This window comes from Streptomyces viridochromogenes DSM 40736 (assembly GCF_000158955.1).
In the GTDB taxonomy this organism is placed as follows: domain Bacteria; phylum Actinomycetota; class Actinomycetes; order Streptomycetales; family Streptomycetaceae; genus Streptomyces; species Streptomyces venetus.
In genome coordinates this window covers 2800728-2815967 of the sequence record NZ_GG657757.1, presented here as the reverse complement: position 1 = coordinate 2815967, position 15240 = coordinate 2800728, and the positions used below count along the sequence as shown (strand labels likewise).

General features: G+C 73.2%; 13 protein-coding genes. 5 read left to right on the top strand and 8 right to left on the bottom strand.

Going from position 1 to position 15240, the window contains the following annotated elements; translation table 11 throughout:
- The coding region (locus SSQG_RS12305) for a sensor histidine kinase (protein WP_003990081.1) at window positions 1-1446 on the bottom strand (1446 nt) is incomplete at its 3' end.
- The gene (locus tag SSQG_RS12300) at window positions 1443-2261 is read right to left on the bottom strand and encodes a response regulator transcription factor (RefSeq protein WP_003990080.1); all 819 of its coding nucleotides are present in this window, start codon (window positions 2259-2261) and stop codon (window positions 1443-1445) included. The genes SSQG_RS12305 and SSQG_RS12300, both read right to left, overlap by 4 nt.
- A 217-nt stretch (window positions 2262-2478) precedes the next feature.
- Here SSQG_RS12300 and SSQG_RS12295 point away from each other — a divergent pair, with 217 nt between their 5' ends.
- A complete protein-coding gene (locus tag SSQG_RS12295; RefSeq protein ID WP_039932495.1) occupies window positions 2479-3084 on the top strand; it encodes a carbonic anhydrase in 606 nt (201 codons plus the stop codon).
- Between the two features lie 639 nt (window positions 3085-3723).
- Window positions 3724-5433, top strand: a complete 1710-nt coding sequence (locus tag SSQG_RS12290) for a SulP family inorganic anion transporter (RefSeq protein WP_039932493.1) — start codon at window positions 3724-3726, stop codon at window positions 5431-5433.
- A gap of 82 nt (window positions 5434-5515) precedes the next feature.
- On the opposite strand, the gene SSQG_RS12285 is transcribed toward SSQG_RS12290, so the two are convergent.
- A complete protein-coding gene (locus tag SSQG_RS12285) occupies window positions 5516-5944 on the bottom strand; it encodes a peptidase inhibitor family I36 protein (RefSeq protein WP_052310267.1) in 429 nt (142 codons plus the stop codon).
- A gap of 232 nt (window positions 5945-6176) precedes the next feature.
- Between SSQG_RS12285 and SSQG_RS12280 the strand changes: the two genes are divergently transcribed.
- The gene (locus SSQG_RS12280) at window positions 6177-7466 is read left to right on the top strand and encodes a helix-turn-helix domain-containing protein (RefSeq protein ID WP_039932491.1); all 1290 of its coding nucleotides are present in this window, start codon (window positions 6177-6179) and stop codon (window positions 7464-7466) included.
- 34 nt (window positions 7467-7500) lie between these two features.
- On the top strand, window positions 7501-8427 hold the full coding sequence (locus tag SSQG_RS12275; RefSeq protein ID WP_003990076.1) for an oxidoreductase: 927 nt from the start codon (window positions 7501-7503) through the stop codon (window positions 8425-8427).
- A 77-nt stretch (window positions 8428-8504) separates the two neighbouring features.
- Here the strand turns inward: SSQG_RS12275 and nirD are convergent, their stop codons facing one another.
- Genes nirD through SSQG_RS12260 form a run of 3 tightly spaced genes read right to left on the bottom strand, consistent with a single transcriptional unit; the run spans window position 8505 to window position 12675 of the window.
- Window positions 8505-8855, bottom strand: coding sequence for a nitrite reductase small subunit NirD (gene nirD / locus SSQG_RS12270; RefSeq protein WP_003990075.1), 351 nt, complete (start codon window positions 8853-8855; stop codon window positions 8505-8507).
- The gene (gene nirB / locus SSQG_RS12265; protein WP_039932488.1) at window positions 8852-11458 is read right to left on the bottom strand and encodes a nitrite reductase large subunit NirB; all 2607 of its coding nucleotides are present in this window, start codon (window positions 11456-11458) and stop codon (window positions 8852-8854) included. The genes nirD and nirB overlap by 4 nt, the downstream gene beginning before the upstream one ends.
- The gene (locus SSQG_RS12260) at window positions 11458-12675 is read right to left on the bottom strand and encodes an NAD(P)/FAD-dependent oxidoreductase (protein WP_003990073.1); all 1218 of its coding nucleotides are present in this window, start codon (window positions 12673-12675) and stop codon (window positions 11458-11460) included. Before SSQG_RS12260 ends, nirB begins: the two co-directional genes overlap by 1 nt.
- Before the next feature lie 162 nt (window positions 12676-12837).
- On the opposite strand from SSQG_RS12260, the gene SSQG_RS12255 reads away from it, so the two are divergent.
- Entirely contained in the window at window positions 12838-13620 is a 783-nt protein-coding gene (locus SSQG_RS12255; protein ID WP_003990072.1) for a sulfite exporter TauE/SafE family protein, read from the top strand.
- Window positions 13621-13710: 90 nt separating this feature from the next.
- On the opposite strand, the gene SSQG_RS12250 is transcribed toward SSQG_RS12255, so the two are convergent.
- Together SSQG_RS12250 and SSQG_RS12245 are read right to left on the bottom strand one after the other, a co-directional pair.
- Complete coding sequence (locus SSQG_RS12250) at window positions 13711-14379, bottom strand: class F sortase (protein ID WP_003990071.1); 669 nt, start codon at window positions 14377-14379, stop codon at window positions 13711-13713.
- Window positions 14380-14489: 110 nt separating this feature from the next.
- Window positions 14490-15011, bottom strand: a complete 522-nt coding sequence (locus tag SSQG_RS12245; RefSeq protein WP_003990070.1) for a hypothetical protein — start codon at window positions 15009-15011, stop codon at window positions 14490-14492.
- Between the last annotated feature and the right edge of the window lie 229 nt (window positions 15012-15240).

Here is a 15240-nt window from a genome sequence, read left to right as displayed (position 1 = left end):
GCGGTCCCCGCCCGGCCCGCCGCCCTCGGCCCGTACCCGCGCCGACGGCAGCCGGATCACCACGTCCAGGCCCCCGGTCGCCGCCGCGCGCAGGGTCGCCTCGCCGCCGCTGGCATGGGCGAGGCGCTGCACCAGGGCCAGCCCGAGCCCCGTGCCGCCCTTGGGGGCGCCCGGGGGGCGCCAGAAGCGGTCGAAGGCGCGGGCCCGCTGCTCCTCCGTCATGCCGGGGCCCTCGTCGGTGACGTGCAGGTCGACCCAGCCGGGGCGGTTGTCGCGCAGGGCGCGACGGGGCGGGGCCTGCACCCGCAGCTCGATTGTGACGGTGCTGCCGGCCGGGGACGCCCGCAGGGCGTTGGAGAGCAGGTTGTCCATGATCTGCTCGACGGCTCCCGGCACCGCGAGCACCGGGCCCACACTCCCCGCGAACAGCGCGAGGGAGACGCCCTCCCGCGTGAACAGCGGCTGCCAGGTGCGGTGCCGCTCCGCGCAGAGCGCGCCCAGGTCGACGGTGGCGGGGATCGCCGCGTGCTCCTCCAGCCGGGCCATCGACAGCAGGTGACCCACCATCCGCGCCAGCCGGTCCGTCTCCGTGACGGCGGCCGTGAGGCTGCCCCGGGCCCGGGCGGCCACGTCCGGCTCCAGGTTCTCCAGGCGCAGCCGCAGCGCCGCGAGCGGCGTCTTCAGCTGGTGCGACGCCTCGCCCGCGAACGCCCGCTGGGAGGAGAGCAGATGGGCGAGCCGGGCCGCGGTGTGGTTGAACGCGGCGGCCAGGCTGCGTACCTCCGGCGGGCCCTTGGTGATCGTCACCGGGGTGAACCGGCCGCCGCCCTCGGCCAACTCGTGGGTGGCGTGCTCCAGTTCGCGAATGGGGCGGCCCGCCCAGCGGGCGAAGGCGAAGCCGACCACGGCCACCGCCGTCAGCACGGCCAGTCCGCCGAGGGCGAGCAGCAGCCACACGTGGTGCACGCGCTCGTGCACCGTACGCGTGGGCACCGTCAGCCACACGGCACCCACCGGCCGCGCCTCCTGACCGACCGGCGCGGCCACCGACAGGTACTCGACCCCGCCGATCTTCGAGGTGCGCACGTCCACGCTGGAGGTGCCCCGCAGCGCCGCCGCGATGCCCGGGCGGGCGGCGAGGGCGCCGGACATCTCCGTGTCCATCGGGTGCGAGGTGGCGAGCGGCGAGCCGGAGGCGCCGACGATCACGACCTTCCCTCCGATGCGGTGCGCGCAGTGCACCACCCGCGCGGGCAGGTCCCGTTCGGCCCGTCCCGCCGCGAGGGACAGCGCCGCGTACGCCGAGACCGACTCGGCCTCGTCCTTCGCCGCGTTGACCACCCGCTCCCGCTCGCCGCGCGAGTAGACGAAGCCCAGCGGGATCTCCAGGCAGAGCAGCACCAGCGCGGCGAGGCTGAGGTAGCTGAGCAGCAGCCGGCGGGTCATGGGGAGGCCACCTGCGGCGCGTTCGGCCCCGTGTGCACCGACAGCCGGAAACCCACGCCCCGCAGCGTCCGGATCCACGCCGGGTGTCCCAGCTTGCGGCGCAGCGCGGCCACATGGACGTCCAGGGTCTTGGTCGGGCCGTCGTAGTGCGGGTCCCAGACGCGGTCCAGGATCTGCTGGCGCGAGTAGACCGCGCCCGGGTCCTCGCTGAGCAGGGCCAGCAGGTCGAACTCCTTGGGCGTGAGCAGCACGGGGGACTCACCGACCCAGACCTGACGGGTCCGGCGGTCCACCACGAGCGGGCCCGGGTCGAGCGGGGGGTCGGGGGCGGGGTCGTACGACGGTGTGGCAGGAGGGTCGTAGGAGAGGGCCGGGGCCGGTTCGTGGGCGTAGGCCGGGGCGGGCGGTTCGTACGGCGGCTCGGCGGCCTGCGCGGGCTCGGGGAACGCCTGCCGGCCGCGTTGCGTACGGCGGGTCACGGCACGGACCCGGGCCACCAGTTCCCGCACGCTGAAAGGTTTCGCCAGATAGTCGTCGGCGCCCAGTTCCAGACCCAGTACGCGGTCGGCCTCCTCGCCGCGGGCACTGAGGATGACGATCGGCACGTCCGAGACCTGCCGGATGCCGCGGCAGACGTCGATGCCGTCCATGTCCGGCAGCCCCAGGTCGAGCAGGACGACGTCGTTGTACGGGCCTCTCAGGCCGTCCGTGCCCGTGGCGACGTGGTCGACCGTCAGCCCGAAGTGGCCGAGGCCCTCGGTGAGTGGTTCGGCGATCGTCTCGTCGTCCTCGATGAGCAGTACTCGTATGCCCATTCGTCCTGTCTCTCCGTGAGCCGGCATGAGTCCGGGCAGCGTGAATTCTCATTCCCTGTCCAGGAGTTCACACGCTACAAGACGACCGTTCGTATGTATATCCGGGACAAAGAATGTTCAATTCCTGGCCGGGCTCTGGAGTCCGCTTAACCTTCCTCTGTAGGTCGTCCGTCTACGGTGTGGTGCACAGGATGAACTTGCAGCTCAGGAGGCGGAGTTGAAGGCACTGCTGGACCGCGCCCGCACGTTCAGGACGCGCATCGATTTCGACAGCGGCGAATACCGGAAACTGGCTGAAGGGCAATACCCGGAGGCGCTGTTCATCACTTGCTCGGACTCGCGGGTGATACCCGCACTGATCACGGGTGCGCGACCTGGAGAGATATTCGAGCTACGTAACGCAGGCAATATCGTGCCGCCCTACGGACGGCCCGGGGCCTCCGGAGAGGCGGCCACCATCGAGTACGCACTGGAGGTGCTCGGAGTTCAGGACATCGTGGTGTGCGGTCACTCACACTGCGGCGCGATGGGTGCGCTGAAGTCCGGCGACGACCTGTCCGCGCTGCCCGGCGTCGACGCCTGGCTCCGCATCGCCCGACCCGAACTCACCTCCGTCCTGGAGACGGCTCCCGACGATCCGTCGCTGCCGGAGGTGTCCCAGGGCAACGTCGTCAACCAGCTGGCGGCCCTGCGGAGTTACCCCGGGGTCCGTCAGCGGCTCGACACGGGACGGCTGCGGCTGCACGGCTGGTACTACGAGGTCGACACCGGGTTCGTCTACGAACTCGGCGACGACGGCGATTTCCGGGTGCATGCCGCGTGAGCGGGGCACACGCGCGGGGCCGGATACGCGGCGGCGGCGCGCCGGACGGCCGGTCGGAGGGGCCGGTGGGGGGTGCCGCGGACTGGGGGGGCCGCCGGTTCCGGTGGGGGTGATGCCGGCTGGGGGCCGGGTGGTTCCTCGGGGAGTGACACCGGCTGGGGGACCGATGGTTCCTCGGGGAGTGACGCCGACTGGGGGACCCGAGGTTCTTCGGGGAGTGGTGCGGACTGGGGGACGGGGGGTCGCTGGGAAGGGGCGGCGGATTGGTCGTCGACGGGGCCCGAGGCGGGGGCTGCGGACTGGGGGGCCGGTGGTTCCTCGGGCAGTGCTGCGGATTGGGGCCCGGGCGGTCGCGGTGAGGGGGCCGCGGGGTGGGGGTCCGTCGGTGGCCACGCGGGGGGTGACGCGGACTGGGGGACCGGAGGCCACATCGGAGCGGGCCGGCAGGCGACCGGGACGGTGACCGGACGCCTGGGGAGCCCGATGGGCGGCCCGTCCGGGCGCATGATGGGCGGTCCGCCGCGAGGCGGGACGGGCGGCCCCGGGGGCGGTCCGCCGGGACGTGGGCCGGGCGGCGGCCCCGGGGGCGGTCCGGCGGCCGGTGGAGCCGGCCGGCCGGAAGGAGGCCCGGTCGGCGGTGTGCTGGGCGGGCTGCTCGGCCGTGTGACGGGTGGTGCGAAGGGCGCCGGAGGCAAGGGCGGGGCCAAGGGCGACCTGGCCACGGAGATCACCGCCTCCCTCGTCGTCTTCCTCGTCGCCCTGCCGCTGTGCATCGGCGTCGCCGTCGCCTCCGGCGTCCCGCCCGAGCTCGGGATCATCTCCGGGGTGATCGGCGGTCTCGTGGTCGGCGCGGTCCGGGGCAGCACGCTCCAGGTCAGCGGACCGGCCGCCGGACTCGCCGCGCTCGTCGCGGAGACCGTCGCCGAGGTCGGCGTGGCCATGCTCGGCGTGATCGTGCTGTTCGCCGGCATCCTCCAGATCGTGCTGGGACTGGTGCGACTGGGCCGGATGTTCCAGGCCATCTCCGTCGCCGTCGTCCAGGGCATGCTGGCCGGTATCGGTGTGCCGCTGATGTTCAGCCAGGCCTATCCGCTGGCGGACGCCAAGGCCCCCGGCACCGCGCTCGAGAACATGGCCGGCATCCCCGGACTGCTGGCCGGCATCCTGGCCGACCCGCAGGCGCTGATCGCCACCCTGCTCGGTGTCGCCACCATCGTGCTCAGCTTCATGTGGAAGAAGGTGCCGGGACCGGCAGGGAAGATACCGGCCGCGCTGGTCGCCGTGGGCATCGGCATCGTGGTCGCCGCCCTGCCCGGCGTGGAGGTGAAGACCCTCCAGGTCGGCAACCTGCTGGCGTCCGTACAGGTGCCGGGACCGGAACAGTTCGCCCGGCTCGCGGACGGGGCGATCATCACCGCCATCCTCACCTTCACGGTCATCGCGTCCGCCGAGAGCCTGTTCACCGCGGCCGCCGTGGACCGGATGCACAGCGGCCCGCGGACCCGCTACAACACCGAGCTGATCGCCCAGGGCGCCGGCAACACGGTCGCGGGCATCCTCGGCGCGCTCCCCATCACCGCGGTCGTGGCCCGTAGTTCGGCCAACGTCCAGGCCGGGGCCAAGACCCGGCTCTCCCGCACCCTGCACGGCCTGTGGCTGCTCGCGTTCGCGCTGCTGCTGCCGCAGGTGCTCGCGCTGATCCCGATCTCGGTGCTGGCCGGTGTCCTCGTGCACAGCGGCTGGAAGCTGTTCGCGCCCGCCGAGTTCCCGAAGATGTGGCGGCAGGACAAGGGCGAGTTCGCGGTGATGACGATGACCATGCTGGTGATCGTGGCGACCGCGCTGCTGGAGGGCGTGCTGTTCGGCGTCGCCGCGGGGATCGTGCTGGCCGCGCTGCGCATGTCGCAGACCGTGATCCGTCAGCACGTCGAGGCGGACACGGCGAAGATCGTCATGGCGGGCAACGCCACGTTCCTGCGGCTCCCACAGGTCATCGAGGCGCTGGAGGGCGCCGCCGCGTCCGGCAAGCAGCGGATCCGGCTCGACCTGACCGGCGTGACCCACCTGGACCACGCCTGCCGCAGCCAGGTCGAGGAGTTCACCGCCCAGCAACGCGGCCTGGGACTGCGGGTGGAACTGCTGATGCCGGGGGAGGCGAAGCCGGCCGGTGCCGCGACGCCCGGCTCCGAGGCTCGGGCGACGGCGCCCCTGCCCAGGCGACGCCCGGTCGCCACCACGGAGGAGGAAGCGGCCGAACCCTCGCCCTGGCCCACCGCCGACGCCGAGTGGTTCTACCTCGACACCCGGCCCCTGCCGGAGGAGCACTCGCGCTCGCCCCTCGTGGGCTGACCCACCTGCTGGTGGGACATGCAGCGGTGGCGTGCACGCCCGAGCAGGCGTGCACGCCACCGCTTTGGTGCCGGGGGCCGGTTCAGCCGCAGCTGCCCGAGATCCACTTGTGGGAGCGGACCTTGTACGTACCGGCCAGGTTGCCGCCGTGCTGCTGGCGGGTGCAGCCGATCCGGTCGGAGTAGTCGGCGCCCCGGTAGTACGCGACGCCGGTGGAGCTGCTGGTGCCGGCGTTCCACACCGACTTCACGTTGGTCGTGGCGGCCCAGGAACACCTGATGGAACCGCTCTGCCAGTCCGGGTCGGCCACGTCCCACGAGCACTTGCTGCCCGTGAAGTTGAAGCCGGTCCAGAAACAGACGTGGCCGGACGCGCAGTCCACCGCGGTCGGCGCGGCCGGGGCCGCCGACGCGGAGCCCGGAACGGCCAGGGCGGTGACGGCCGCGGCGCTGACGGCGAGAACCGCGAGCAGCGGGTTCGTACGGGTGTGCCGGCGTACGGAAAGGCGCATGAGCCTGGTCTCCTCGAAGGTCGTGACCCGGTGGTTCGGACGGCCCGACGCTGGCAAGGCACGACCGGGACGGGCAAGGAGAGCGGGGCCCGCTGGGATGCCGGGATGCCGGGACGCGGCCCAACTGGCGCGTTCCACGACCGTTGGGACGGCCACGGGACGCCTTTGGTGGCACAGTGACGCTTCGAGGCGCCCGACCAGCGCCCTGTGGGGTATCCGAGGGGGGAACCCGATGCCTGAGTGCCCGGAAACGGAACGGTTCGCCGCACTGTTGCGTTCGCTGAAGATCCGGTCCGGTCTGAGCTACGAGGCCCTCGCCAGGAAGTCCGGACTGGCCGGCTCGACGTTGCACCGCTACTGCCGTGGCACCTCGGTGCCGCAGGACTACGGCAGTGTCCACCGGCTCGCCACGGTGTGCGGGGCGACCCCGGAGGAACGGCGCACCCTGCACCGGCTGTGGGCCCTGGCGGACGCGGCGAAGGCGGCCGGAGCGGGAGAGGAGACGGCGGGGACGGCGGGGACGGCGGAGACGGCGGCGAGGACGGAGACGGCGGAGACGGCGGCGAGGACGGAGACGGCGGAGACGGAGCCGGAAGCCGAGGAGAGGGACCCCGGGGCCGGGGGAGCGGGCGCCGGCCCGGCACCCGACCGGCCCGCGGAGCCTGCTGCCACCGCCGCGACCGACCGGCAGACGGAGCCGAACGGCACCGCCGCGACCGACCGGCAGACGGAGCCGAACGGCACCACCGCGACCGACCGGCCCACCGAGCCGGAGGGCACCACCGCGACCGACCTGCCCGATGCCCGGCCCGACGCCCGGTCGCACCGACGCCGGCTCCGCGCCACCGTCGTCGCCGCCGTGCTCCTCGCCACCCTCGGTGTCGCCACCTGGACGCTGTCGAACGGCCGGGCGTCGTCGAACAGCGACGGCGGCGGGGGACACGGCACCGGGGACAGCCGCACCCTGTTCTCGGCCGGCTGCCCGACCACCATCGCCATGGGCGAGCACGACGCGTGCGTGAAGGAGGTCCAGCGGCTCCTGCACACCAAGGGCGCGGACATCGACGTCGACGGGGACTTCGGGCCGCAGACCCTGCGCCGGGTCACCGCCTTCCAGGTGCTCGCGGGGCTCCAGCCCAACGGGGTCGTCGAGGAGCCCACCAAGAAGGCGCTGTACACCTCACGGGTGCGGATGACCGTGTGGCCACAGGAGAAGGTGCGGCAGCGGGTCCGCGAGGTGTTCCCCGAGGCGCCGGACAAGGCGGTGGCGATCGCCGACTGCCAGTCCTTCCTCGATCCGCTGCACATCCTGCCCAACACCAACGGCACCCGGAACTGGGGCCTGTTCCAGATCTCCGACGCCCGGCTGCGCGACCTCAAAGGCACCCCGCGCCAGGCCCTGGACCCGGAGTGGAACATCCAGGCGGCGAGGAAACTGTGGAGCAGGGAGCGGGACTTCGGCGACTGGCCGCACTGCGCCCGGGCCGCCGGGGCCACGCCGTCGCCCGGCGGGTCCTCGTAGGCTGGTCGTCATCACACCGTGGAGGGAGGCCGTCATGCCGGGCTGGACCACGCAGGACATCCCGGACCAGAGCGGCCGCGTCGCCGTCGTCACCGGCGCGAACAGCGGGCTCGGGTTCGTCACGGCGCGGGAGCTGGCGCGCAAGGGGGCGCGGGTGGTGCTCGCGTGCCGGAGCGAGGCCCGTGGGAACGCGCCCGTGGACCGGCTCCGGGCGGAGCTGCCGCAGGCCCGGCTCGAGCTGGGGCGGCTCGACCTCGGGGACCTGGCCTCCGTGCGCGACTTCGCGGCCGGATTCCCGTACGAGCGGCTGGACGTGCTCGTCGACAACGCCGGGGTGATGGCGCTGCCGTACGGCCGTACGGCGGACGGCTTCGAGACCCAGTTCGGGACCAACCACCTGGGGCACTTCGCGCTCACCGGCCTGCTGCTGCCCGCACTGCTCGCGGCACCGGGAGCGCGGGTCGTGGCCGTCTCCAGCCCGGCGCACGCGCTGGCCAACATCGACATGCGCGACCTCAACGGTGAGCGGCGCTACCGGCGCTGGATCGCCTACGCCCGCTCCAAGACGGCGAACCTGCTGTTCGTCCACGAGCTGGCGCGCAGGGCGGCCGCACACGGCAGCAGCCTGGTGGCGGCCGCGGCGCACCCCGGGTACGCCGCGACCAACCTCCAGACGGCCGGGCCGCGCGCGGAGGGCCGCCGGGCCGCCGAGCGGTTCATGTCGATCGGCAACCGGGTCTTCGCGCAGTCGGCCGAGGCGGGCGCCCTGCCGGTCCTGTACGCCGCGACGGACCCCGGCGTACGGCCCGACTCCTTCACCGGCCCGTCCTTCGCGATGTGGCGCGGGGTGCCCGCACCGTCCTGGCGGGCGCCCTGGACCCTCAGTGACGCGGCCGGGGAACGGCTGTGGGCCGCGTCGGAGGAGCTCACCGGGGTGACGTACGGCGCCCTCAAAGCGTGACGCTCACAGGCGTGACGCTCACAGGGGCACGGCCACCGCGCCGAACGTCGTCTCCGGGGTGTCTCGGCCCGGCCCTCCTACGCGGTGCGCACCTGGTACGCCGTCACACGTACCTCCTCGTCGTCCAGGCACTGCCCGGACGCCAGGTCGAAGCGCTGCTTGAGCAGCGGCGAGGCGACGAACGGGCGGCCCCGGTGGGTGCCGGTGAGGCCGCGGGAGAGGACAGCCGCGCCGGTGAAGGGGTCGCGGTTGTCGATGGCGAACAGTTCGCCGGATCGGTCGCGGAAGATCGCGGCCTGGTGGCCGTCCGGCAGCAGTGCCGCCACCCCGCGGCCCGGGAGCAGCGTGCTCAGGTCGCAGACCGTGAACCAGTCCCCGTCCAGGGCGAGTTCGATCTTCAGCTCGGTGGTCTCGGGTGCCAGGGTCATCGCTGGGTGCTTCCTTCCAGAACGTCGGCGGGTCGCATACCGATGGACAGCAGCGGCAGGTCGGGCTTCATCTGGTCGCGCTCGGGCACGAAGGCGACGACCGGGTCCGGGGTGTCCGGGGCGTTGACGAAGGACACGAACCGGGCGAGCTTCTCGGGGTCGTTGATGGTCTCGGCCCACTCGTCGCGGTAGTGCGCGACGTGGTCCCGCATCAGCTTCTCCAGCTCGTCGCAGATGCCGAGCGAGTCGTGGACGACGACGTCCCGCACGTGGTCGAGGCCACCCGGGATCCGCTCCAGCCAGGTCGAGGTGCGCTCCAGGCGGTCGGCCGTGCGGATGTAGAACATCAGGAACCGGTCGATCAGCCGGACCAGTTCGGCGTCGGACAGGTCCTGGGCGAGCAGGTCCGCGTGACGCGGGGTCGCGCCGCCGTTGCCGCCCACGTACAGGTTCCAGCCGTTGGCGGTGGCGATCACGCCGAAGTCCTTCGACTGTGCCTCCGCGCACTCGCGCTGGCAGCCCGAGACCGCCGACTTGAGCTTGTGCGGCGACCTGAGTCCCCGGTAGCGCAGCTCCAGGTCGATCGCCATGCGGACCGAGTCCTGGACGCCGTAGCGGCACCAGGTCTGCCCGACGCAGGACTTCACCGTGCGCAGCGACTTGCCGTAGGCGTGGCCGGACTCGAAGCCGGCGTCGACCAGCCGGGCCCAGATCACGGGCAGCTGCTCGACGCGGGCGCCGAACATGTCGATCCGCTGACCGCCGGTGATCTTCGTGTAGAGGCCGAAGTCGCGGGCGATCTCGCCGATCACGATCAGCTTCTCCGGGGCGATCTCGCCGCCGGGGATGCGGGGTACGACCGAGTACGAGCCGTTCTTCTGGAGGTTCGCCAGGAAGTGGTCGTTGGTGTCCTGAAGGGCCGCCTGCTCCCCGTCCAGGACGTAGCCGCTCGCGCCGATCGCCGGGGCGAGGGAGGCGATGATCGAGCCGACGGCCGGCTTGCAGACCTCGCAGCCGTCCCCGCCCCGGGCCTCCTCGCGGCCGTGCCGGTCCAGCAGTTCCTGGTAGCTGTTGACGCGCAGGGCGAGGACGATCTCGTAGAGCTCCTCGCGGGTCTGCGCGAAGCAGCCGCACAGGCCCTTGTCGACCTCGATGCCGCCGGCCTCCAGCTCGGCGTTGACGAGCTGGCCGAGGACCTTGACGCAGGAGCCGCAGCCGGTGCCGGCCTTGGTGCACTTCTTCACCTCGGGCACGGTCGTGCACTGGTGGTCGGTGACCGCGCCGCGGATGGTGCCCTTGGAGACGTTGTGGCAGGAGCAGACGATCGCGTCGTCCGGCAGCGCCGACGGGCCGAGCTGGACGGACTCCCCGGCCCCGGCCGGCAGCACGAGCGACTCGGGCGAGACCGGCGGGACCGAGCCGGTGAAGGCCTTCAGCGTGCCGTAGGCGTCCGCGTCGCCGACCAGGATGCCGCCGAGCAGCGTCCCGTCGCGGCCGATGACCAGCTTCTTGTACAGGCCCGCGCGGGAGTCGGAGTAGACGACGTCCAGGCAGTCCTCGGCGGTGCCGTGCGCGTCGCCGAAGGACGCCACGTCCACGCCGAGCAGCTTCAGCTTGGTGGACAGGTCGGCGCCGGTGAAGGACGCCTCGTCGGAGGCGATCGTCGCCGCCGCCGTCTCCGCCTGCTCGTAGCCCGGGGCCACCAGGCCGTAGACCCGTCCGTCGGCGGCGAGCGCGCACTCGCCGATCGCGAACACGTGCGGGTCGGCGACCGTACGGCACTGCTCGTCGACGGTGATGCCGCCGCGCTCACCGACCGTCAGACCGCAGTCCCGGGCGAGCTGGTCGCGGGGCCGGACACCGGCGCTGAACACCACCATGTCGGCGGCGAGTTCGGAGCCGTCGGACAGCTTCATGCCGGTCACGGCGCCGTCCTCGCCGACCACGATCTCCTGCGTGCCCACGCCCGTGTGGACGCTCAGGCCCATCTCCTCGATGGTGCGCAGCAGGGCGGCGCCACCGCCGTCGTCCACCTGCACGGGCATCAGCCGGGGCGCGAACTCCACGATGTGGGACTCGACGCCCAGGCCCTTCAGCGCGCCCGCGGCCTCCAGGCCCAGCAGACCGCCGCCCACCACGGCACCCGTGGTGGCCCTGGTCTTCGCGTACTCCTCGATCGCGAGCAGGTCCTCGATCGTGCGGTAGACGAAACAGCCCTCGGCGTCCTTGTTCGGGACGGGCGGCACGAACGGGTACGAGCCGGTGGCGAGGACGAGCGTGTCGTACTCGAAGACCTCACCGGACCGGGCGGTGACCTTCTTCGCCTCGCGGTCGACGGAGACCGCCGGGTCGCCCACGTACAGCTCGATGCCGTGGTCCTTGATGAACTCCATGTCCGTCATGGACAGGTCGTCCGGCGTCTTGCCCGAGAAGTACGACGTGAGGGCGACGCGGTCGTAGGCCGGACGCGGCTCCTCGCAGAGCACGACCACGCGGTGCGTGGCGGTCAGGCCGCGCTCGGCGAGCGCTTCGAGGAAGCGCTGGCCGACCATGCCGTGGCCGACGAGCACGATCGTGGGGGTGGCCCCCAGGGTGGCCGTCATCAGGAGCCTCCATCGTTGGTGAGCAGGTGGAGCAGCGGGCCGCCGTCGGAGGGGAGCGGCTCTGCTCCCTCCCAGGCGCGGGCGAGCGCGCCGACGGTGCCGAGTTCGCCGATGAGGACCCCGCCGACCAGCCGGTCGTCGCGGACGACGACCTTGCGGTAGGTGCCGCGGGTGGCGTCGGCGAGCTGGACGACGTCGTCGCCCGGGAGCGCCTCGGTCTCGCCGAACGCGGCGAGGTCGAAGGGGCCCTCGTGCCCGTTCAGGGTGAGCCGGGTCAGCGAGCGGGTGCCGGTGTAGCGGGTGTTGACGTCACCGGCGAGCAACTCGGCCAGCGCGTCGGCCTGTTCGAGCGCGGGAGCGGCGAGGCCGTACACGACGCCGTCGTGCTGGGCGCAGTCGCCGATCGCGTGGATGTACGGGTCGGAGGTGCGCAGCTCGTCGTCGACGACGACGCCCTTGCGGACGTCGAGGCCGGCGGCCTGGGCGAGACCCACCCGGGGGCGCACGCCACAGGCGACGACGACCAGGTCCGCGTCGAGCGCGTATCCGTCGGCCATCTCCACCAAGCGGACGGCGCCGCCGACGCAGCGCACGTCCCGTACGCGGCACTCGGTGTGCACCTCGACGCCGAGGTCGGTCAGATGCCGCTTGACGAGCTTCGAGGCCGCCGGGTCGAGCTGGCGCTCCATCAGCCGTTCGGACTGCTGGGCGAGGACGACCTGGGCTCCGCGCAGCGCGAGAGCGCGGGCCGCGGAGACCCCGAGGAGCCCGCCGCCGATGACGACCGCCCGCGCACCCGGCCGGACCGCCTTGGACAGGCCGAGGCAGTCGTCCATGGTCCGGAAGGCGTGGACGCCCTCGGGCAGGACGTGGTCGGGGGTGAACAGTCCGCGCAGGGGCGGCAGAACGGGGTTGGATCCGGTGGCCAGGACGAGCCGGTCGTATGCGATCACCGTGCCGTCGGCGCAGGTGACGGTCCGCCCGTCGCGGTCGATGCCGGTGACCCGCCCGCGCCGCAGCTCCGCGGGCGCCGGCAGGGCGACCACCTCGGGGCCGTACCGTCCGGCCAGCACCTCGGCGAGCAGCACCCGGTTGTACGGCCGGTGCTCCTCCTCGCCGATCAGCGACGCGGGCGTGCCGAGCTCACCGAGCCGCCGGGCGAGCCGTACGCCCGCGAGGCCGGTGCCGATCACCACCACACGCTCATTCGAGGTCATGCCCTTGAGCGTGCGGTGCCGGTGTTACCCGGCAGCATCACGTCTGTTTCCCACGGGGAACGCTGCCCTCAGCGGGGGCGGGGGCCGGGTGTGAGGGTTCCCGAGGTGCGGTGACAGCGGGCTGTGAGGGGCACTGCACGGGCCTCGCATAGGGTCTCGATCATGCCCGACATATCACTGACCATGATCGCCCTGCTCTGCCTCGCGGCGCTCGCCGCCGGGTGGATCGACGCCGTGGTCGGTGGCGGCGGGCTGCTCCTGCTGCCGGTGCTGCTGCTCGGACTGCCGTCCGGGACGCCCGCCGCGCACGCCCTCGGCACCAACAAGGCGGTCGCCATCGTCGGCACCACGGGCGCGGCGGTGACTTACGCCCGCAAGGCGCCGGTGGATGTCCGCACCGCCGTCCGCATCGGCCTGGCCGCGCTCGCCGGATCCTCCGCCGGGGCCTTCCTCGCGGCCGGGATGAGCACCGAGGTCCTCAAGCCGGTGATCATGGTGGTGCTGCTCGGGGTCGCGGCCTTCGTGATCCTGCGCCCGGCCTTCGGCACGGCCCCCGCGACCGGCCCGGCCACTCGCAGGCAGATCCTCGCGGCGATCGGCCTCGCGGGCCTCGGCATCGGCTTCTACGACGGCCTCATCGGCCCCGGCACCGGCACCTTCCTGGTCCTCGCCCTCACCGCCGTCCTCCACCTCGACCTCGTCACCGCCTCCGCCACCGCCAAGATCGTCAACTGCTGCACCAACGCGGGCGCCCTCGCCACCTTCGCCTGGCAGGGCGCGGTCCTGTGGCAACTGGCCGCCGTGATGGCCGTCTTCAACCTCGCGGGCGGCACCCTGGGCGCCCACACGGCCCTGAAGAAGGGCAGCGGCTTCGTCCGCGTCGTGCTGCTGACGGTGGTGTTCGCGCTGGTGGCGAACATGGCGTACGAGCAGTGGGCGGCCTAGAGGAACTCCCGGCCACGGCCACGGTCACGGTCACGGAGGCGGCCCCGGCCCCGGCCACGGCCCCGGCCCCGGCCACGGCCCCGGCCGCAGTCAGCGGCTGTCGGTCAGGTGTGCGAACACGACCACGTTCCCCTGGTACCCGGTGCCGCGTGACCAGCCGCCGCCGCAGGTGATGACGCGCAGCTCGGGGCGGTCGGCGGCGCCGTAGACCTTCTCGTCGGGGAAGTCCTTCGCGGCGTACACCTCGACGGCGTCCACGGTGAACACGGCGACGCCGCCGTCCCGCCGGTCCACCTCGATCGTGCTGCCCCTGGCCAGGGCGCCGAGGTCGTAGAAGACCGCGGGGCCGTCGGCGTTGTCGACGTGGCCGGCGACGATCGCGGTGCCCCGCTCGCCGGGCGTGGTGCCGGCCTCGTACCAGCCCGCGAGGTTCTTCCGCGCGGCCGGCGGTACGCCGAGACCGCCGGTCTTCGTCAGGCCGAGTCCGGTCAGGGGGGCGCTCACCCGGATCGCCGGGATGCGGACACGGTCGGGCGGCGACGGTGGCAGCGCGGGGGCGGCGGGGCGCTCCCGGGCACGGCCGTCCTGCCCGTCGTGACCGCCGCGGGCCTGTGCGGCGGACGGCTGCGGCGGGGCGTGCGTCCCGGCGCCGTCGCGCAGCAGCCACGCCCCGGAGCACAGTGCGCACACCGTGACGGCCGCTATGGCGGCGGTGGCCGGATCACCGAACCCGGCGCCGTGTCGGGGGAACCCGCGCATGACCGACCCCTTCCTGATGCTCGCCCCGTACCCCCTCCGGGCCGCGAGGGGCGTCGGACCCGGAGGGGGAGGGACATGCGGTACCGGCGACGGACAGCGGAGGGTGTCCGTCAGATCCCGTCGCCTCTCGCCCGGCGATGCAGGAGCCAGGTACCGCCCGCGGCGGCGACGGCCAGGGCCGCCACACCGGCCGCGGTCTGCACGGGATCGGTGCCCAAGGCGCCGCCGACCCCCGTCTTCACACTCCCTCTCGGTTGCACCTGCCGGCTCCCGGCCGTCAGCGTGACCACCAGGTCACCGGTGACCCGGTGGCCGCTCCCGGTGCAGGTCGCGGTGATCTCGTACGTCCCCGGCTGCGCGCTCGGCGGCACCCTGAACCGCCCGCTCGCGTCCTGCTCGTCCGGGCCCGGCGCCAGGCTGAGGGAACCGGCCCCGACCGCGTCGGCGTCACCTGTCGCCGCGCCGCCGTCGCCGCAGGCCGCCGTGCGCACCGTGACCTGTCCGCCCGGCACGACCGAGGCCGGGGACACCTCCAGGTCGCCGGCCGACGCGCCGTACGCGGGGGCGACGGAGAGCGCCGCGGCGGCGACGGCGAGCGCGGCCCCGGTCAGCGGCCGGACGGTACGTCGCATCGGTGCTCCTTCGAGCTGTCGGTCGTGCACCTGCCTTTCCGAGGTAACGGGCAGCGGCGCGACCGCGCTTCCTGATGGGGCGTCAGAATTGGGGTGAATGGGTGTCAGGAGAGGTCGGCAGGGCGGCCCGTCGAGTCTGTTTCGGCAGGTCACAGGCGCTCGTCTGGCGGGGTGAGGAAATCCGCGGGGTGCGCCTGTGAACGGGTGACCCGAGTGTGGTGCGGGGCAC